This is a genomic window from Staphylococcus sp. GDY8P57P (genome assembly GCF_017892585.1).
In the GTDB taxonomy this organism is placed as follows: domain Bacteria; phylum Bacillota; class Bacilli; order Staphylococcales; family Staphylococcaceae; genus Staphylococcus; species Staphylococcus borealis.
In genome coordinates, this window is the sequence record NZ_JAESLK010000026.1 from 1 (window position 1) to 18,989 (window position 18,989).

General features: G+C 29.9%; 18 protein-coding genes. 3 read left to right on the forward strand and 15 right to left on the reverse strand.

Annotated elements, in window-relative coordinates; genetic code table 11:
- The 8 genes from ccrB to KA878_RS09810 form a co-directional block, all read right to left on the reverse strand.
- The coding region (gene ccrB, locus KA878_RS09775) for a cassette chromosome recombinase CcrB (protein ID WP_210142141.1) at positions 1-1,506 on the reverse strand (1,506 nt) is incomplete at its 3' end.
- A 20-nt stretch (positions 1,507-1,526) separates the two neighbouring features.
- Positions 1,527-2,876, reverse strand: a complete 1,350-nt coding sequence (ccrA, locus tag KA878_RS09780) for a cassette chromosome recombinase CcrA (RefSeq protein WP_210142143.1) — start codon at positions 2,874-2,876, stop codon at positions 1,527-1,529.
- Positions 2,877-3,053: 177 nt separating this feature from the next.
- Positions 3,054-3,311 carry a hypothetical protein gene (locus KA878_RS09785; RefSeq protein ID WP_210142145.1) on the reverse strand — a complete coding sequence of 86 codons (258 nt, stop codon included), beginning with the start codon at positions 3,309-3,311 and terminating at the stop codon, positions 3,054-3,056.
- Between the two features lie 67 nt (positions 3,312-3,378).
- The gene (gene cch1 / locus KA878_RS09790; protein ID WP_210142147.1) at positions 3,379-5,166 is read right to left on the reverse strand and encodes a cassette chromosome replicative helicase; all 1,788 of its coding nucleotides are present in this window, start codon (positions 5,164-5,166) and stop codon (positions 3,379-3,381) included.
- A 125-nt stretch (positions 5,167-5,291) separates the two neighbouring features.
- The gene (locus tag KA878_RS09795; protein ID WP_210142148.1) at positions 5,292-6,722 is read right to left on the reverse strand and encodes a DUF6038 family protein; all 1,431 of its coding nucleotides are present in this window, start codon (positions 6,720-6,722) and stop codon (positions 5,292-5,294) included.
- A gap of 397 nt (positions 6,723-7,119) precedes the next feature.
- Positions 7,120-9,051: an Ig-like domain-containing protein gene (locus tag KA878_RS09800; RefSeq protein WP_210135617.1), complete on the reverse strand. Its 1,932-nt coding sequence runs from the start codon at positions 9,049-9,051 to the stop codon at positions 7,120-7,122.
- 21 nt (positions 9,052-9,072) lie between these two features.
- Complete coding sequence (locus tag KA878_RS14345) at positions 9,073-9,624, reverse strand: hypothetical protein (RefSeq protein ID WP_240564014.1); 552 nt, start codon at positions 9,622-9,624, stop codon at positions 9,073-9,075.
- A 34-nt stretch (positions 9,625-9,658) separates the two neighbouring features.
- Positions 9,659-10,177 carry a hypothetical protein gene (locus tag KA878_RS09810; RefSeq protein WP_107607365.1) on the reverse strand — a complete coding sequence of 173 codons (519 nt, stop codon included), beginning with the start codon at positions 10,175-10,177 and terminating at the stop codon, positions 9,659-9,661.
- Between the two features lie 87 nt (positions 10,178-10,264).
- Between KA878_RS09810 and KA878_RS09815 the strand changes: the two genes are divergently transcribed.
- The 3 genes from KA878_RS09815 (at position 10,265) to KA878_RS09825 (ending at position 15,054) form a co-directional block, all read left to right on the forward strand.
- Entirely contained in the window at positions 10,265-10,594 is a 330-nt protein-coding gene (locus KA878_RS09815; RefSeq protein WP_210135616.1) for a hypothetical protein, read from the forward strand.
- Between the two features lie 221 nt (positions 10,595-10,815).
- Positions 10,816-12,312, forward strand: a complete 1,497-nt coding sequence (locus tag KA878_RS09820) for an SIR2 family protein (protein WP_193839832.1) — start codon at positions 10,816-10,818, stop codon at positions 12,310-12,312.
- Positions 12,313-12,414: 102 nt separating this feature from the next.
- Positions 12,415-15,054, forward strand: coding sequence for an HsdM family class I SAM-dependent methyltransferase (locus tag KA878_RS09825; RefSeq protein WP_210142149.1), 2,640 nt, complete (start codon positions 12,415-12,417; stop codon positions 15,052-15,054).
- Between the two features lie 57 nt (positions 15,055-15,111).
- On the opposite strand, the gene KA878_RS09830 is transcribed toward KA878_RS09825, so the two are convergent.
- The 7 genes from KA878_RS09830 to KA878_RS09860 all read right to left on the reverse strand — a co-directional run bounded on the left by KA878_RS09830 (position 15,112) and on the right by KA878_RS09860 (position 18,899).
- Positions 15,112-15,330, reverse strand: a complete 219-nt coding sequence (locus KA878_RS09830) for a hypothetical protein (RefSeq protein WP_193839833.1) — start codon at positions 15,328-15,330, stop codon at positions 15,112-15,114.
- Between the two features lie 13 nt (positions 15,331-15,343).
- Positions 15,344-15,847, reverse strand: a complete 504-nt coding sequence (locus KA878_RS09835) for a DUF1643 domain-containing protein (RefSeq protein ID WP_193839834.1) — start codon at positions 15,845-15,847, stop codon at positions 15,344-15,346.
- Positions 15,848-15,862: 15 nt separating this feature from the next.
- Positions 15,863-16,174 carry a DUF960 family protein gene (locus KA878_RS09840; protein WP_193839835.1) on the reverse strand — a complete coding sequence of 104 codons (312 nt, stop codon included), beginning with the start codon at positions 16,172-16,174 and terminating at the stop codon, positions 15,863-15,865.
- 86 nt (positions 16,175-16,260) lie between these two features.
- Positions 16,261-16,611 carry an SAUGI family uracil-DNA glycosylase inhibitor gene (locus KA878_RS09845; protein WP_193839836.1) on the reverse strand — a complete coding sequence of 117 codons (351 nt, stop codon included), beginning with the start codon at positions 16,609-16,611 and terminating at the stop codon, positions 16,261-16,263.
- A 529-nt stretch (positions 16,612-17,140) separates the two neighbouring features.
- Positions 17,141-17,791 carry a hypothetical protein gene (locus KA878_RS09850; RefSeq protein WP_104993106.1) on the reverse strand — a complete coding sequence of 217 codons (651 nt, stop codon included), beginning with the start codon at positions 17,789-17,791 and terminating at the stop codon, positions 17,141-17,143.
- Between the two features lie 51 nt (positions 17,792-17,842).
- Entirely contained in the window at positions 17,843-18,352 is a 510-nt protein-coding gene (locus KA878_RS09855; protein WP_002505021.1) for a hypothetical protein, read from the reverse strand.
- Between the two features lie 34 nt (positions 18,353-18,386).
- Positions 18,387-18,899, reverse strand: coding sequence for a hypothetical protein (locus tag KA878_RS09860; RefSeq protein WP_002505022.1), 513 nt, complete (start codon positions 18,897-18,899; stop codon positions 18,387-18,389).
- Positions 18,900-18,989: the final 90 nt, after the last annotated feature.

Consider the following 18,989-nt stretch of genomic DNA (forward strand, 5'->3'; position numbering starts at 1 on the left):
GAATTGTTTTTTATGATTCTCATCTTTACGAATATCAATACGGTCAATAACCGTTAGGTACAAAGCTTTGAGCTGTGATTTATCCATGGATTCTATATTTTGAAATATTCGTTGTAATAGGGCAGCGATTTGTTTCGTATTATAAGATGGTTTCTCTTGATTTTGTTGGTGCTTGAGCTGATTCATTTGATTTGTAATGTCATTGAGTTGTGTTTCATATTGATGAATGGTTGGTTTGAGTGCAGATGTTAAGTCTGGATTGTCTTCGATGGTTTGAACTAGATTTTTAAGTTTAGTGTTAATTTCATCAAATTGTTGTTGTTTATAAGCAATATCATGATTGAGCGCAGCTACATCGACTTGATTTTCTTGATTAACACGTTCGACAACTTGTTTGATAACTTTATCACTTTTGACTATTTCGAGTATTTGATCCATAACGTATTTCTCAATGACATCTGCTCTAACGCTATTAGCAGAACATACTTTTGAGCCTTTGTTTCGGAAGTTACTACAAGAATAATAGCGAATACGTTTCTTAGTTCCATCTTTGAGTGTATTAGTGGTATTACTTGCCGCCATAGGGGCTCCGCATTGCGGACAATGAACGATACCTGTTAATAGATTGGTTCCTTTTCCATGAACTTGAGGTTTTTGACTGACCTGTTTTTTGCGTGATTGGACTTTATCCCATAATTCTTGACTAATAATAGGAGGGTGTTTACCATCAGCTATAATAGGTTTATCATTCAGTCCTTTACGACGCTTTTCATTCCAATCTTTATACTTCGCAAATTGAATTTTACCAATGTAGAATGGATTGACTAAGATATAGGTTATTGAATTGATGCTAAAAGGATTACCTTTTTTAGTAACATATCCTTTGTGATTGAGGGCATTGGCAATTTTACGATAACCATGTCCTTTGGCATAAGATTCGAATATATATTTCACGATATTCGCTTCATGTTGATTAATCATCAGTTCGTGTTTATTATCAGGTATTTTGTCATATCCTAGTGGCAAATTCCCTTGATAATAGCCTTCTTGTGCACGTCTGGTTTGTCCCATGAATACATTCTCGACAATGTTATTGCGTTCGAATTCAGAGAAGCTCGCAAGTATTTGTAACATGAGTTTACCAGAAGAAGTGTTGACTTCCATACGTTCAGACAAACTGAAAAATTCGACGTTCTGTTTATGCAAATCCTCGACAATTTTGAGCAAGTCTGATGTATTACGTGCTAATCGATTTGTTTTGTAGACCATGACACAATCGATGTGACCATTTTTAGCGTCTTCTAACATACGTTGTAGTGCAGGGCGGTTCATAGATTTTCCGGAAATACCACGATCTGCGTACACATCTACCACTTTGAAGTTATTAAATTGACAGTATTCTTCAATCTGATTGATCTGGCCTGTTATCGAGTAGCCTTCAGTACTTTGGATTTCCGTTGATACACGAACATAGATAGCGACACGTTTTTGTTTGAGTTGTTGCATGATTTTTTCATCCTTTCTGATTAAGCAATCGATGATTGTGTTTTTTGATTGACGATGTTTAAGGGTTCATTTTTGAAATAGATACCCATTAGTGTTTTACTTTTTGTGATATGAATTTCATCAATATAGGGATGCAGCATGTTTAACGTGAAACTTTTCTGTATAACCTTTTGTAGTGATGCTTTTATACGAATATCACTTATTGCTTGTATAGGTTTATTCTGTAGATTAATTGATTGGGACTGTTCTCTGAATGTTTCTACATCAATTTTTCCTTGTGCTAAATTTTCAATAAGCTTTTCCTGAGTTAATGTGTTACTAGTATCATGCATCCTTTGTCTTTTGAGTCGTTGTTGAATAGTATGGTTTATTTTTGAATAGAGCTGTTGATTTTGAAAGAAGTCCTGACAAGTCGTTAAGACACTTGTTTCTAATTCTTGTGCGTTGATACCCTTGAATTCACAGACAAAACGAGATGCATTCAAATTTTGAGGACAGACGTAATAACGTAATGTATGGTTCTTTTTTCTAATGGTCATATTTGTGAGTGTTGAGCCACAACACGGACATTTGATTTTTTGTTTGAGTAAATTAGCAGAAGGCGTGCGCTGAACTTGTTTATTTACCCGTATTGCTTGAGCTTGTTCGTATATACTGATCGAAACAATAGATGGGAACATGTTGTCATATTGTCCATATTGATTGATAACGCGACCACAATAATTAGGATTCGTGATAATAGCGCGTACTTGGTAGGGTTTACGATTAATACATTTATCATCTGTTTCTAGGTATTGCGCAATTTTCTTATAACCATAGCCTTGTAGGTAGTAATGGAATATTGCCTTTACCGTTGGTGCTTCATCTTGATTAATTGTGAATGTGCCATTGCGATAGGTATAACCAAATGGTGCATGTGTCGTGATGAGTTTACCTTGTCTAGCTTTTTCTTTAAGACCATTTTTGACTTGTTCACCAATATTATCGGACTCTAATTCTGCGAGACTTATGAATATATTAAGTTTTAGGCGATCAAACGCTTTATCCATATCAAAATAGCCATCATGAATACTTAGAATATGAACATGATACTTTTGACACAGTTTCATAAGTTTTAATGCATTTTTCAAATTACGATGCAGTCGATTCAAGCGATAACAACATAATACGTCACATTGTCTTTGTTTAATGCTTTCGATGACTTGTTGATAGCCTGTTCGGTTATCCGTTCTGCCTGATTGCTTATCACTATAAAAGGTGATGTGTTGGATATTGTATTTTTTAGCGAGTGTTTGGATAGTTTGTTTCTGTGCAGTGAGTGATTGTTGTTTGATTGTACTTTGGCGTAAATAACCAATAGCTTGTTTCATCGTGTTTCCTCCTTTCAAAGTGATAATATATATTTATGAACGAATTTATAGATGAGCCCAACACCAGTCAGGTGTTGGGCGATATGATTAGTCATCAGTGCTATTGATTTCTTCAATCACTAAATCAGCGAGTAATGTGATTAATTCGTCCATATGGTTCAACCTCCAAATATCAAATTATATTGAATTGATAACATGTTGCATTGTTATTCGTTCACTCCGTATACTTGGAACAATATGTTCAGTTATCTCTTTTTCATTTATGAATTCAGGGTACAAGTGATAAAATTTTAGTAGCTTCTGTTCCGTTTCAGTTAATACATATTGTTGCATATGGTAGTATCTGTCGATATAATTAACGACAATAGATTTTTGATGATCATCGACTTCTACTGAAGTAATTGTGTAATTTAATAAGTTGACGTTTGTTTTCATTTTTATGCCTCCGATTAATTTAATGAGCTACAACGCATAGCGCGTTGTAGCGGTATAATATTCAAATTTATAGGTCTAAATCATCATTTGCTTCTTTTTCTTTTGCTTGTTTCATAAAGTTATTAAGCAAATCTGGATTTGTATTACCATCAAATTGAGGTGTGTATGGTTCAGAATTTGAGCTTAAACCGAGAACAGATGCAAACTCACTAGGCAATATAAGATGGTAGAACAAGATCGTTTTTGTTTTGCCTTGAGTATCTTTGACATTACGTTTGATAGCTATCCGATCGGAATCCATCTGGATATATCCTTCTGCTCTTAAACTATCTATTACATTTTTTACATCTTGGTATTGGTTTTCTTCTAACATATGTTTAAAAACATCTTTAAGCATCTTGACTTGAATGTGATCGTCTTTCAGCTCAATAAGGCCATAATTTTCAGTCATTTTGGAGAGTTTTTCATTTTCCGCAAACTTACTACGATTGCGTGCCACGAACTGAACTACACTATCAATCGCCTTGGCTCCCAAACTGCGCTCACTTACGGAATCTACATGATAACTAACTAGATATTCTCTAACTGCATCCAAATCGATAGGAGTTGCGATTACACGTTCTAATATTCGTGCTGAAGTCGTAATGGTGGCATAGCGCTTGAACATACGTATACCAGTATTACTCGTTTCATTTTTTAGTTGGTTTTTGAACCAATCATGTTTCGCATGAAACCATTTAATTACTTCGTCTTCACGTTTTAAAAGATATTCAGCTACTAATGGCATTATATGGCCATAATTGACCGATGTAGCCCTTTTAATTGCATCTGCATTGTCAGCACTTGTTGTAAAGGCTTCAGATATTTCAATCGTACGGACGTTCAAACCATCATTACGTGCACTATCATTTAAAATACTGTGTTCTGCGGTACTTATCACTGTGGTGCCCCAATTTTTGAGTGCTTTGACATTACCATCAATATTAGAGCGTTGTCGGCCTTGTCCCTCTGCCAAACTGTACAACAATCCAGTAGTGTCTTTGAAGGTTGCAGCTGACAATTCATCTAATACGATAGGCACACCAAAGTTACTACTTAAATATCCTTCAAGCGCGTTTCTAGTACCATTCCATGATCTAAACAGGGTATTACTACCTTTAGTAGGGTTGCCGGCTATTGAAACAGCTAAAGCAGCTGCAGTCGATTTACCTGTGCTTGAATTTCCCATAAATGAGAATATGGTTCCCGCAAACTCGACCTCATGTCTTGCTTTTAGGAACGCAGTAACTAATGAAGAAGCAGCAAATACTACTGCAAGTTCTAGTAGTAAGTTCCCTTTAACTTGTTTTAAGTACATCTCCCACCAGCCTTTGAAAGTACCTTTTGGTTGTAAATCATAGTGTGTTTCACAAATGATTTCATTAGCTTGAGATTGCTCTATTTCTTTTGAAAAGTATGGTTTATCCAATGAAATGACCATACCTTCATCATCAGACTGTAATACACCTACGCCGGTATATAATTTAGATAATGGAAGTGACTGGCGCATCGATTGTAACGCATAGCTTAATGATTTAATGTACCGTTCATTGATGTTGAAGCCGTACTTAATCAATCCAGGTAGCTTGAAAGATGTTAAGATATCTGATGCTTCAATACGTTCAATATTTTTTCCATCTGTAATAATTAACTTCTCAACCCCTGTAGATGGGTCGAGAAATTTATTTTCAATAATGATGGGACTAGACAATTGAATGATTTTTTCTACATCATTGTTACTTTTAGGTGGAATCACTTCATAAAAGCCATTTGAATTTAAAAAATATGGATATTGCTTGAATATGTTGTTACTCATAATTAATCTCTCCTTTGCTATATAAGCATTAAATTTGTGTTGCTAAATACATATTAAAGGAGAATTAAAGGCAAATAAGGAGGTCGTCCATAAACAAAAAAAATGGACGACCTCCTTTGGTAGTGCTATTCAAATTTTAAATTGTCTAAGGTTTCACTTAGAGTTTTTGCGATAGACCAACTAGATAAATCATTGACTTGTTTACTGACGATTTCGTCTTTAATTTGAGTAGATTTTATTTCTTCAAATAAGTGGAAAGCGTTCGTTAATTCGGTAATGTTTATTTTTGAAAGTGGCTCAATATCTTCATTAAATGAATATTTATCTAATAAAAGATGAATTCGATACAAGTCATTTAAGAAGCTCTCTACTTGATTTGGACTCATACCATCATCAATATAAGATTGGCGATTAGTATAAAATAGGTTAGAAAATTTAGATAATGACAAATAAAATTCTTTATAAATATGGAAAAACTTATCGTTTGATATTAATGGCTTGGAGCTATTTATTATATTGTCTAGACGTGATTCAAAATTTTGTAAATCAAAAGTGCTGTTTTTATATTGATTTATAGTATTAATAATTCTTTGATAGTTAGAAAATAAGTCGTTTTCAATACCGAGAAAGTATCCATTAACATTGAATGGATATTTTACAATTTCTTTTTTTCTTAATTTTTCACGGATTTTCGATTCATCATCATTTTGTATATCATAAGTTACAATTTTATGATTGATTCTTTTATTTAAACTTGGAAGGTAGAGTTTGTTTAATATATCAATAATGAAAAAATCTAATAATTTGTTATCAGTACGTTCACTATACTCATCTATACTTGGTTCATTTGATATATATCTAGCTACTTCATGCTTTACATTCGAATACTTGGAATCATCAGGTTCTACTTGGTTGTATATAATAAAATTTTCGGGATTGTTTTCTTTATTATATTGATGAGCTTTATATAATTGCTTGAAATTGAAGTCATTATCAAATGTCATATTATCTTCCATTAATGTTTCAAACAGTAACTCGTCAATTCTATGGGCTAATTTTCTATATAATTTTGAACTCTTATCTAAATCTAGAGAATTTGTATAATTAAAAAATGAAGACAATGCATCATTACACTTTGACTGAGCACTAAGCCATTCTAAAGTAAAAGAATAGTTTTCAGATGCATAAATTTGCGCTTTTAATGCATCATTTTTAATATTATCAATTGAATCGCTGATATTAGTAATATAGCTAATAAATTGACTATTATTTTTCTTTAATGCCTCCTCTCTTAAATCTATGTCATCAAATTTTTTAGCAGATGTAGGAACAGGAAAGTCGTCAATAGTATTTAGCAAAATTTTAAATAATTCTAATTCAAATAAGTTAAAACTGTAACCGCTATTGGTTGCTGATGGATTTGATTTGTACCTATTTATATCTAACTTATAAACTCGTTCAAGTTTATCCATACTATTCTTAATCATTTTTTCACTCAAGTTACATTCCTTCATTAAATCTTTTCCAGTAAAATATTTGTAATTTTCAAAATTCAAAGTGATTGTCCTTTCAAACTTGCTTTATTGGTTATGTTTACTTTATTTATATTATAAAGTAGAATTAACAGCAATAAAGAGAACGTTCGTTCTTGTTTTGTGTACTTTATACGCTTAATATATAATAAAGTAATATATGAATTGAAAACCTCATCATTGGCCGATGCGCAGAAAGGCATCATAACTGAAAATAGAATAAAAGTACTTAAGTGAAGAAGAAATCGAACAAGTTATCACCCAATATACTGTTAGGCTGATAAAGACCTATTATGTAAACAATAAAGATGAGTACCAAAAAAATATAAAAAACGCGGTTAGAGAAATATTTCAATTTTCTAACCGCATTTTTATTACACACGTTCTATTATTTATTATATAACCCTATTAAGAGTATGTTTTAAGGTACCTTTACATACAGCTTTTTACTTTTATTTTTTGCTTTATCTACACTGTATATTGTTAATTTAGTACCTTTTTTCTGTGGTTTAATATTGAGTTTATAATTACCTTTTGTATCTACAGTTGCTTGTCCAATTTTGGTTGATCCTCTATAGATATAGACAATTGAATTTTTTTCACCTTTACCACTAACAACTTTAGATTTTGTTGTTATTTTGCTTATTGTTGGTGTTTTAGGTGCTGTTCTATCTATAACTTTTTTGGTAACAATCTTACTCTTTTTATTGTATTTATTAATTGTAAATATTTGAATATTTGTACCTGCTTTTTGTTTTGGAATACTCATAAAATATTTACCATCTGTAACTTTTGCTTTTCCTATTTGCTTATTATTTACATATGCATAAACCATCATATTAGATGTAGCTTTTCCTCTTATTTCTTTTGAAAAATCTGCGATTGTATCAACTGTGAATGAAGCTATATTTTCAGTTCGTTCAACTTTAAATAATTTTTTATCAAAATCATAATCAAGTTCATTATCATTACCCAACTTATCAGATGCTACAATATCATCAAGTATTATATCACCTGTTTTAATGTAAGATGGTATTTTGAATTCAATAATGGCTTGCCAGTTTCCATTACTTATTTGTTTAATATCTCTTGTGAAATTCGCAAAAGTCATCGGAATATATTTTTGAGAGCCATCTTTATATACATCGGGTTCTAATGTATTTAGTTTAGCTTGGACATAAGCGATATCATTCTTGTCTTGCATTTCAATTGTCATTTTTACTATATCATTTGGATTATAAATTTTTTTATCTGTGTAGTATTTAATGATTTTTGGACCATTAAATTCTTGTTTGGGTTTAGTTGATTCATCAAACGCTTCTACTCTATATTCTCCTAAATCGGATGTATTGTTATTTAACACTTTTATAAGTAAACCATTGGAATTACTATATGATCTCGTATATTCTGACTCAATGTCATTCCAGCTGTTAACTGTAATATCAAAAGCATCATCTACCATTTTCTCAGGTAATTGAATAGTTATGATAGATTCCCAATTACCATTCGCTTTCTTATAAAATGATGTCGTTCTGCCAACTAATGAAGTTTTATCAAAACGATATGGTGGATCGTCTATATACCATCCACTAGATCTATGTGAATATAATATTGCTTCACTATAAGTAGGTTTAGTAAAGTTCCTGTTATGCTCAGTATATATTTTAACTGTGTCACCAGGTTTGTAATTAATGCGGTCCGTTTCGATACTTAAAATACCTTCATATTTCTTATCATAATAAGTATTTTTATAAGTACTGTTGCCTTTTATGTTTTTCAGTCTATTTGTATTTAATTGTTGCTGTTTCTGTATAGCTAATGTTTCATTATCAGTTTGGTTAGATTTGGCTTGAGCATTATATAATGTCTGTTGATTTGGTGAACTCATTTGTTGTGTAGTAATAGATTCAGGTTTTTTAATTTGTGTTAGATTTTTAGAATCCATAACTTTGTCTTGAGTATGATCTGTATCTTCAACGACGCCTTTGTAATCTAGAGTGTTTTTGCTTTTATTTTCTTGTGGAACCACTTGTTTACTTTTACTAGCTAAATAATTATCATTTTGATTATTATCAACTTTGGGATTTTCATTTTGGGGTTCTGTCAATGTGCTTTGTGTATTGGTTTTTATACCTTTGTTTTGAACATTTTCTGTTTTAATATCGTTGCTCTTTATACTTGTATTTGTCTCTTGATTATTTATATTTTCTGCTTGTTCTTGCATGATTTCAGATGCATTAGCACTATGTTTATTCAACAAGAAAAACGTCATACATATTAAAATAATACTTTGAGTTAAAATGCTTTTTCTTTTAGTAAATATTTGGATAAAGTTTTTATAGTTTTCTTTCATTTACTTTCCCCTTTTTAAAATTTATTCTATTGTAACTTTTTGTTCTTCAATTTTTTCATTCATCAAGCCGTCCCAAATTTGAACAGTTCCATCTTGATCTACAATAAAGGTATATGAACCGTGACCACTCTTATTATTTGCTGCTATTCTCCATAAGCCATCATCTTGTGCTGAAAATTCTGGTTGTTGAAATTTTATAAGAGAAGCGTCTCCGCCATCAGTTTGATTAACAGCTGCTATAACGTAATCAAACACATTATCTCTATTCACTTTCAAATCAGAAAATTCATCTTTATCCGTAGTTCTTTCACTACTTCCTTCGTGAACTTTTACTGTTTGACTACCCTCATTCTCTTGCTCTTGACTATTATTTTGACCTTCATTCGATTGACTCTCATTATTAACTGTTTCACTAATATTTTGTGAATTATTATCGTCATTTTCTTTTTGTTGAGCTTGTAATTTATTTTTTTCTAACTCTACTTCCTGATATTTGTTGTATCCAAAAAACCCAACAGCTGCTAATATGCCGATGATTGTAATTATTGTCATCGCAGTTAATATCTTTTTCATTTTACACTCCCTTTATAAAAATAATTATCCTCTTCTATTTTACTGTTTCTCCAGGTTCAGGAATTTCTCCCCGAGCAGCTTTGTTGTATACTTCTTGTTGCTTAGCATATTCAGCTTCTGAATCCCAATTTTTATCTATTTCTTCCTTCTCGCTAGGCCCTCCTCCGGATTGTGACATTACATCTTTTTCAAATTTTTCTTTTTCTTCAAGAGAATCAAACTCACCAGTATAGTCTATGCCGTTCTCAGTTTTTTTAATTTCTTCACTATCTTCTGTTGTTCGAACTTCATCAGTATTAGATTCTTCATTAATATTATAAGCTTGGTTATTATTTGTGTTTGTTGGTTCTTGAATTTCTTTTTGGTTTATAGTCTGATTTTGTTGTTCTTTTTTGGAAGTTTTATTCTTACTATCTTTTTGTTTGTTTTCAGTTACTTTAGCTTCTTCTTTTTTAAGTTCTAAATCTTTGTAACTCCCATATGCAAATACAACAGAAACTCCAAATACTGCAACTAATAAAATAACGCCTAAACTGGCGAAAACTTTCTTCACACCATTATCCCCATTCTTTAATTATTTTAATTTTATATTAATCTATTTTGCCACGCTTTTCTATATTTATTCTAAAATAATTTAAAAATGTCCAAACACGAGATAAAATCAAAATTTGGAGAACCTGATAATACCATTTCTATGGATATTGGTAATGTAGAAAAATATCATAATATAGGCATATATTATGGTATAGACGGTACAGTATCAAGTGTATACATTTTACCGGAAGCTATTTCAGTATCTGATTTTAAACAATTTCATGGAGATCCTACTGTAGAAACAGAGGAGCAGTTGGTATATGACGATAACTCTGATAATGGTTTTACTATTTTTGTGAATAAAGGGAATGGTGAAGTACAATCAATTGAAAACACATACCAAGTTGATGAAGCTTCTTTAAATAGTATGGACTAAAATCAATCTAATTAGTACAACAATGATTATATTATTTACTTAAAAATATATTCATTATAAAAACCGCATCACTACCTGATAAGCAGAAGCATATCATAAATGATGCGGTTTTTTCAGCCGCTTCATAACAAAATTTTAAGCATAGTAAAAATTTTATTGATAAATAATTTATTATATTAATAAAAGATAAATTTTATTAATAAATTTAGAAAGGAAAAAATATGAAAATAAATGAATTTATAAGTAATTATAAAAATCATCCAGTCTTATTCGTAGGTACAGGTATAAGTTTAAGATATCTTAAAAATAGTCATAGTTGGGATTCATTATTAATGAAAATTATGATAGATGTCGGATTGGAAGAAGAAGATTACTTTGACATTAAAGCGAGAAATCAATTTGAGGGAGAATACGATTATTCAAAAATTGGTTCTGAAATTGAAAGAATATTTAATGAGAGGTTAGCCAATGATAGAAGTGGTAAATTTAAATGGATTAATGACGAATTTTATAAAATGATGAAAGATTATAATCTTAATATTAGTAGATTTAAAATATATATTTCACACATATTTAGAAATGCTTCTATTAAAGAAGATGTATCTGAAGAATTAGCAGTATTAAAAAAAGCAAGGAAAAATATCGGTTCAATTATTACGACAAATTATGATTGTTTTTTAGAAGAAATTTTTGAATTTAATCCATTAATAGGCAATGATATTTTATTAAGTAATCCATATGGTTCATTGTATAAAATTCACGGTTGTACTACGAAGCCACAAAAAATTATAGTAACTGAAGAAGATTATATTAAATTTAATAATAAATATGAACTTATACGAGCTCAACTCTTATCTTTATTTATTCATAATCCAATCATTTTTTTAGGTTACAGTGTTAGTGATGAAAATATCAAAAAGATACTAGATACTATTTTCGCATATGTTGAACCAAACACTGCCCAAGCTGAAAAAATAAGAAAAAATTTTCTATTAGTAGAATATGAAGAAGGTTCTACTAATAATGAGGTTGTAGAACATGATATTTCTTTACAAAATAATAAGCTCATAAGAATTAATAAACTTAAAACAGATAATTACATTTCTATATATAAAGAACTTTCGAATCTAAACCTACCAGTAAGTGCAATGGATATAAGAAAAGTTCAAAATATTGTTAAAGATATTTATAGTGGCGGCGAAATAAAAGTAGCAATTACTGAAGATATAGATACTTTACAAAATTATGAAAAAATACTAGCTATAGGTTCTAGAAAAACTATCACTTATGATTATCAAACTACTCCTGAATTAATGATTAATTATTTTAAAATAATAGAAGAAGACAATAAAGAGCTTCTTAGCATAATAGATAAATTAAAAATTCAGAGTCAACAGTACTTTCCTATATTTGCATTTAGTAAAATAAATAATAAAATTGCTCACGCTGAAGAATTAAAGAAACAACAAAAAAATAATTTACTAGGTACTTTGGAAAGAATTTCTCCTAAACATAAAATCGTATTTAATTCAATTTGTGATTTAATAAAATCTGATCGTATAGCTCGATCATATAAAACGAATGCTTTGATTTATAATGTATACAACAGGCATATCTCTTTAGAAGAATTGAAAAACTATTTATTAGTATTTAAAAGTAAAGAAAGTACAGACTATCGTAAACTACTATGTCTATATGATTATTTAAATAATAAATAATTTATAAAAAAATTTTTTTAATAATACGTGAAAATGCGTTCTAGAGTAGATATTGTATATTTGATATATTAAATATAAACAATTTTTTTAGGAGGAATTAATTTGAAGTCTATAGAGCCAAATATTGCTGAGAAGGGAAATTATTGGTTAAAAAAATATGGTCTTAATTATAAACTTGAACAAGAAAATCTTAATGAGGAAATAGATAAAGCTTTAGCTGAATATGCTTCAAAGTCTGGTGGAAAAGGTATTAATAGACCAGATGTAAAACTATTGTTACAAGACAAAAACCTAGATTATTATCCAATAGTAATAGAATATAAAGGATATAAAGGTAAACTAGAAAAAAAGGACAGAGATAATAATATACAAAATTTAAAAAATAATAATACGCCTCATTATTCTAATATTAAAAATTACGCTGTTAATGGAGCAATTCATTATGCAAATGCTTTACTTCATCATACTGCATATACAAATATTATTGCTATTGGAATGACTGGATATAAAGATATTAACGGTAATATTATTACTCAAATTGGAACCTATTTTGTCTCTAAAGAAAATTTAGGTATAGGTCAAAAGGTGGGAGAATATACAGATTTTTCATTTCTTAGGAAAGAAAATTTCGATGAATTTATAAAAAAAATTAAAAATCTCACTCTTCCTCCTGAAGAATTAAAAGTTTTAAAAGAAAAAAGAGAAAATGAAATTGATGCTTCATTATCAAAATTAAATAATGATATCTATATTAATGAAAACGGTTTGTCGGAAAAAGATAGAGTTAATTTAGTTGCTGCTAGTATTATAGCTACTCTAGGAGTACCTGGGAAAGTTGCACCTTTAGAAAAAAAAGAACTAAAATCTTCTCAAGAAAGAGGAAATACCGATGGAGAAATAATATTAAGAAAAATAAAAGGATTTTTAAATGAAAAGAATTTACCTGAAGAAAAAAAGGAATTAATTATTAACTCCTTAAGTAATACTTTAATTAATGGTAATGTAAATAAAATTAAAGATGGACAAACACAACTTAAAAGAGTCTTTACTAAGATAGTTGATGACTTAGGTTACTATTATAAAATAGGTTTAACTACAGATTTTACAGGAAAGTTATTTAATGAAATGTATTCATGGTTAGGCTTTTCACAAGATAAAAGGAATGATGTTGTTCTAACTCCTTCTTACGTTGCAACATTAATGGTTAAATTAGCAAGAATTAACAAAGACTCATATGTATGGGATTTTGCTACTGGATCAGCTGGATTATTAGTAGCAGCTATGAATGAAATGTTAAATGATGCTAGAGCAAAAATAAATTCACCAGATGAATTAGCTATAAAAGAAGTTGAAATCAAAGCTAATCAATTATTAGGATTAGAAATATTACCTGAAATATATATGTTAGCTATATTAAATATGATTTTAATGGGTGATGGTTCATCGAATATTTTGAATGAGGATTCATTAGTTAATTTTAATGGTAATTACAGTTATCCTCAAAAAGAAGAAAAATTCCCCGCTACTGCTTTCTTATTAAATCCACCTTATTCAGCTGAAGGAAATGGAATGAATTTTGTATTAAAAGCATTAAATATGATGAATTCAGGTTATGCATCAATAATTATACAAGATACAGCAGGAAGTGGTAGAGCTACAGAAATTAATAAAAATATTTTAAAAAGACATACCTTATTATGTTCTATAAAAATGCCACCAGATTTATTTATAGGAAAATCTGCAGTACAAACAGCTATTTATGTTTTTAAGGTGAATGAACCGCATGAAGAAAAATATCCAGTAAAATTTATCGATTTTAGAAATGATGGATATAAGAGAACTAATAGAAAAAAGGGAAAATCAAGTACTAATTTAAAAGATGTAGATAATGCCTTAGAAAGATACGAAGAATTAGTTAACTTAGTTAAGTATGGTAAACATTACTTATCTATATTTAGTGAGAACGAATATATTGAAGACACTATAAGTATCGATGGATCAACATGTGGAAAAGATTGGAATTTTGATCAACATATTAATTACAATAGAATTCCAGAATATAATGAACAGTTTGATGGTCTAAGTAATTATTTAATGTGGGAAGTAAATAAAAATGTAGATAACAATATTTCAAAAAGTAAAGAAATAAAAAATTTTGAATTAAAATTTGAAGAAAAAGGGGGAGAGTGGAAAGAGTATAAAATGAGAGAAATTTTTGAAAAAATGAGTGCTCCATATAAAGGAAAGAATGCTAAAAATAAGGATGTTTCTAAGGTGAAAACATTAGAGTATTCAGTTCCATTAGTATATGCTAAATCTGGAGACAATGGAATAATGTATTGGGGCAAAAAAAAGGATTTTACAACTTACTCTAATATAATATCAATAGTTTATAATGGAGCTGTAGCAGCAGGCTTAGTTTATGCGCAAAAAGAAGAAACTGGAATTTTGGCTGAGAGTTATTTTATAAAGTATAAAGAAGAAAATATTAGTTTTAGAGTTAATTTATTTTTAAGACAGGTAATAGAAACTGTCATTTATCCAAAATATTCTAGAGAATACTTAGCTACTTGGAATGGAAAGGTTGAAAATGAAAGTATTACCTTACCAACTTTTAATGAAAAAATAGACACGAATTATATGGAGGAGTATATTAAATTATTAGAAAAAGATATGTATATAAAATTAAAAAATGAGTATGAAGCAAAACTTATAAAACTAAAATCATTATTAGATAATTAATTTTTATATAAGAGTAACTTTATAGAATAAAAGTTACTCTTATTTTAGATAATATTTTTAATTTATATATTTATTAATAATGTTTTGTAAACCATTATTAAGTACCATTGTTATAGTATCGTCATTCATAAAATCATCATAGATGTTATCCAATATTTCTTCATCTTCAATTGCTGCGAAATGATGTACTAGCCCTTTTACTATTGATATATAATTTTGCGATGCTAAACAATTAGCAACCGTTCGCCAGTCTGACTGTGTGGTTTCATGGTTCATAGATAATCCTCCTTTATTTCAAAGTCCATTTTTGACGTGCTTTAGGGTTGAGGGGATGCATAATTTCATTCGTTACTGGGTTTATGAGTTTTTTCACTTTCTTTTTATGAGGTTTTAACATTTCCATCACTTGTTCGACACGGTCGATAACAACTGGTCGCTTCGCATAAGCACCATAAGCTAGAATGACTGTGTCACTCTCACTAATTGCTTTCATTAAGTGAATGTCTGTGTGCTCATCGTATGGCTCGTTGATATGTTTGAGATTTTCTGGACTTTTAATATTAGAGAATAGATTTACAAGATATACAGCACCGTATCGTTCTGAATTAGCTAATTGGTTGAGGATAAGAACAGTTGTGAGATCGAGTGATAATACACCATCTAAATGAGGATACATCGTTATCACTGTACAAGCGGGTTTCTTTTCATCCCAAGTTTTCTTGAGTAAGTAGCGGTGTTTTTTATCACTACTGAATATAGCTTCTGTGTGTATTGTACTTTTAATTGTATTCATATATCATCACTTCCTTTAGTATTCTTCTGGTAAAAGCATCACATAATAAAAAACGTCTACATCATCTTCTCGGATGACGTAGACTTTCTTAGGTAATGCATTTTGATTTTTTACATAGTTTGTATAGTGATATTCCAATTTGTATGCAGGTTGTTCTTGTTCATGTGTGATTGAGAGTATATTCTCATCTTCTTGCAGTTTAAAAATGTGTAGGTAATCTGTCTGAGGTTGATTGTCCCGTTCTTTTACCATGTTCCAAAGTAAGATTTGAAGGTCTAGAGATAAGTGTTCACTAATGCCTCTTGTGATATATCGATTGATTTTCATGTTATTTTACCTCGTCTTGAATTTCTTTCATAATGATAATTGCTTGGCTAATAATCGTAACAGATATTTGTGCCACTTTGATCCAATTATTCATGGTTATTCCCTCCTTTTTTTAGTAGATGACGTTCATCGATAATCGTATTTTTAGTATCTGTGAGATATAAAAAGTCCATATCAAAATGATCCAAATAACCAATGCTGATGAGTTGGTTATTGGCGTATATTAGAAATGGATAGATACTTAGCTCATGTAGCTCATCATTATAGTAGGTATAAGTTTCAAGTGTAAGATGCGCAAGTGGAGAATTATTAATAAAACGTTCCGGTAGAATATTTTCTGCTGCTTCTTCAAGTGCTTCACATTCCCATGTTTCGCTGTTAGATAGTTGGAATAGACGAGTTATATATTGTTTGAGTTCTTGAGTGGTTGTTTTCATATCATTGCCTCCTAGATAGTGTGATAGTGATGTAGTTGGTATACATCATTGGGATAATATATATTTGATTTGTCATTTATTACGAATCCCGGTGGAAATAAGAGAAAATTCCATATAAAAACCCGCTACAAACGTTGGTGTAACAAGGAAATCCCGGAATCCCACTCATTTTGACGAACAATCAACTCATTATTTATAAGTATTGATGATAGGGTGAGGTCTCTGCTTCCTTATATATATTATTTATTTATAAAAAATAACGGGATTTTGGGATTGTGCTTGCACAATCCTTCTGCTTCTTTGAATTTGCAAATCCCATTCATTTCCCGGTAAAAAATCATCGTGGGATGTTCTTTAGCAATTTCAATATAAGCATCGTGTAGTTATGAAAATAATTACGACAATGACTGTTTCATTAGATAAGTGTTATTGAAATTGATAAAGAGAATTCTTAAACTTAGTTAGAAACTTTAAAGAAAGAAAAAACGAAGCGCTTGAGGGCACTTCGTTAATATTACAATTGGTATTATTAATCTTCTTCACTAGAGTCGGTATCATCATCTGAATATACAGGTTTAGGACTACCTACATCTCCACGTGGATTGTTTGGATTATAACCTATGAATGCTTGTTCATCTTCAGATAAATTATCTAATTCCTCTTGAGTCATTCCAGTATCTTTATTTTTTTCTAGTTCTTGCCTACCATATTCAGCCATTTTATCAGAAATAGGCTGAAATTTTCCTTCATTAGCTAATCTTGTAGCTTCAGGAGTCATTTCGCTTTCAGATATAACCCCATCTCCATTTTTATCAAATCTGCGAAGATTATTTGGATCATCATTCTTCTTACTTTCTTCACTATTATTCTGGTTATTTACATTTGTGTATTCATTTTTATTATTACCTTCTTGTGAATTTGTTTCTAGAGATTGGTTGTTACTTGTAGTTTGTTGAGTAGTATCTTGGTTTGATTCATTAGATTCAAGATCTTTTTGTTTATCAGATTTTGATGGTTTATTCTCATCTTTCTTATCTTTATCTTGTTTTTTACTTACAGTATCAGCTTTTGTGTTGTCATTGATGAACGTATCTTTAGCAAAATTTACTACAAATAGTGCTAAACCAATAAATATGATTGATAGTATTGCAATTAATAGAATATTAATAATTTTTTTCATTCATTTTTCTCCTTATGATTTTGATAAATAAATAATAGAGTGAGTAAATAATTAATTTAAAGAAACATCCTCATCGATTACTACATCATCATCTATACCTTCATACATTGTTACATGTCCAGTACTAGTTACATTTATTTTATAGGTTGCGCCAGCCCCAGATTTGTTATTGGCAACGATAGACCAAGTATCACTACTAGCATCATAAGTTGGCTCCTGAAACCTTATTAATGAAGCGTCACCGCCACTGTCATTAATTCCTTTTATGACATAGTCAAATACATTATTACGATTCACTTTAGTATTAGACGTATTGTTATGTGCTTCATTACTTGCTACATCATTATTATTTTCGTCCGTAGAAGTTTCTATAGTATTTCCATTAGATTGATTTATTTGTTGATTTGAAGTGGTATCTTTATGTGTATTTTCTGTTTGTTTTTGATTAAGTTGTTTTTTCAAATCGTCGATTTCCTTGACTTTGCTATATCCAAAAAGACCAGCAATAGCTAATATTGCTAAGACAATTAATACACTTAATATCTTTATTGCCGTTTTCATTGTTCTTTCTCACCTTCATCTCCACTACATAATTTTAGTCTTCACTTCCATCATCAATATAGCTACCTGATTTTTTTGCTTCTTGCATTTTTTTATCTAATTCTTCAGGATTGTCATAGACATCTTTTAAAGTGTCCCTTAATTCAGATAGTGTTATTTTCATATTATCAGGAGTAGGAGCTCCTCCAGTCTGTCCTAATTCATCAGTTGGTCTCTCATATGCGTTTTCATTGTAGTTGTTATTTATGTTAGTTGTCTTATCGTTTGTAGTAATGTCTTGCTCATTACTAGATGTTTGTTGTTGAGTGTTATTTGCTTCAACTGATTGATTTTCATTATTAGTAATTAGGTTTGAATCATTATCTTGGTTTAATTTACTAGAATTTGTAGAGCTGTTATTTTTAGAAGTATCTTGATGAGATTTATTAGTAGTTTTAGTATCGTTGTCACTCCACATATCTCTAGCAAAATTTACTGCAAACAATATTAAACCAATAAATATGATGGATAGTATCGCAATTAGTAAAACATTAATAATTTTTTTCATTCATTTTCCCCCTTTATTTGTAATATTTAAAATTTAACAAATTAATTTTATCTAATTTTTATAATCGTATCTACTATATTTTTAATTATT

Excerpts from the sequence above, each read along its gene's own strand:
- KA878_RS09840 (WP_193839835.1), bottom strand. The coding sequence starts at position 16,174 with ATGAAAATCAATCGATATATCACAAGAGGCATTAGTGAACACTTATCT.
- KA878_RS14345 (WP_240564014.1), bottom strand. The coding sequence starts at position 9,624 with ATGAAAAAGATATTAACTGCGATGACAATAATTACAATCATCGGCATA.
- KA878_RS09800 (WP_210135617.1), bottom strand. The coding sequence starts at position 9,051 with ATGAAAGAAAACTATAAAAACTTTATCCAAATATTTACTAAAAGAAAA.
- KA878_RS09835 (WP_193839834.1), bottom strand. The coding sequence starts at position 15,847 with ATGAATACAATTAAAAGTACAATACACACAGAAGCTATATTCAGTAGT.
- KA878_RS09850 (WP_104993106.1), bottom strand. The coding sequence starts at position 17,791 with ATGAAAAAAATTATTAATATTCTATTAATTGCAATACTATCAATCATA.
- KA878_RS09830 (WP_193839833.1), bottom strand. The coding sequence starts at position 15,330 with ATGAACCATGAAACCACACAGTCAGACTGGCGAACGGTTGCTAATTGT.
- cch1 (WP_210142147.1), bottom strand. The coding sequence starts at position 5,166 with ATGAGTAACAACATATTCAAGCAATATCCATATTTTTTAAATTCAAAT.
- KA878_RS09820 (WP_193839832.1), top strand. The coding sequence starts at position 10,816 with ATGAAAATAAATGAATTTATAAGTAATTATAAAAATCATCCAGTCTTA.
- KA878_RS09860 (WP_002505022.1), bottom strand. The coding sequence starts at position 18,899 with ATGAAAAAAATTATTAATGTTTTACTAATTGCGATACTATCCATCATA.
- ccrA (WP_210142143.1), bottom strand. The coding sequence starts at position 2,876 with ATGAAACAAGCTATTGGTTATTTACGCCAAAGTACAATCAAACAACAA.
- KA878_RS09845 (WP_193839836.1), bottom strand. The coding sequence starts at position 16,611 with ATGAAAACAACCACTCAAGAACTCAAACAATATATAACTCGTCTATTC.
- KA878_RS09785 (WP_210142145.1), bottom strand. The coding sequence starts at position 3,311 with ATGAAAACAAACGTCAACTTATTAAATTACACAATTACTTCAGTAGAA.
- KA878_RS09855 (WP_002505021.1), bottom strand. The coding sequence starts at position 18,352 with ATGAAAACGGCAATAAAGATATTAAGTGTATTAATTGTCTTAGCAATA.
- KA878_RS09815 (WP_210135616.1), top strand. The coding sequence starts at position 10,265 with ATGTCCAAACACGAGATAAAATCAAAATTTGGAGAACCTGATAATACC.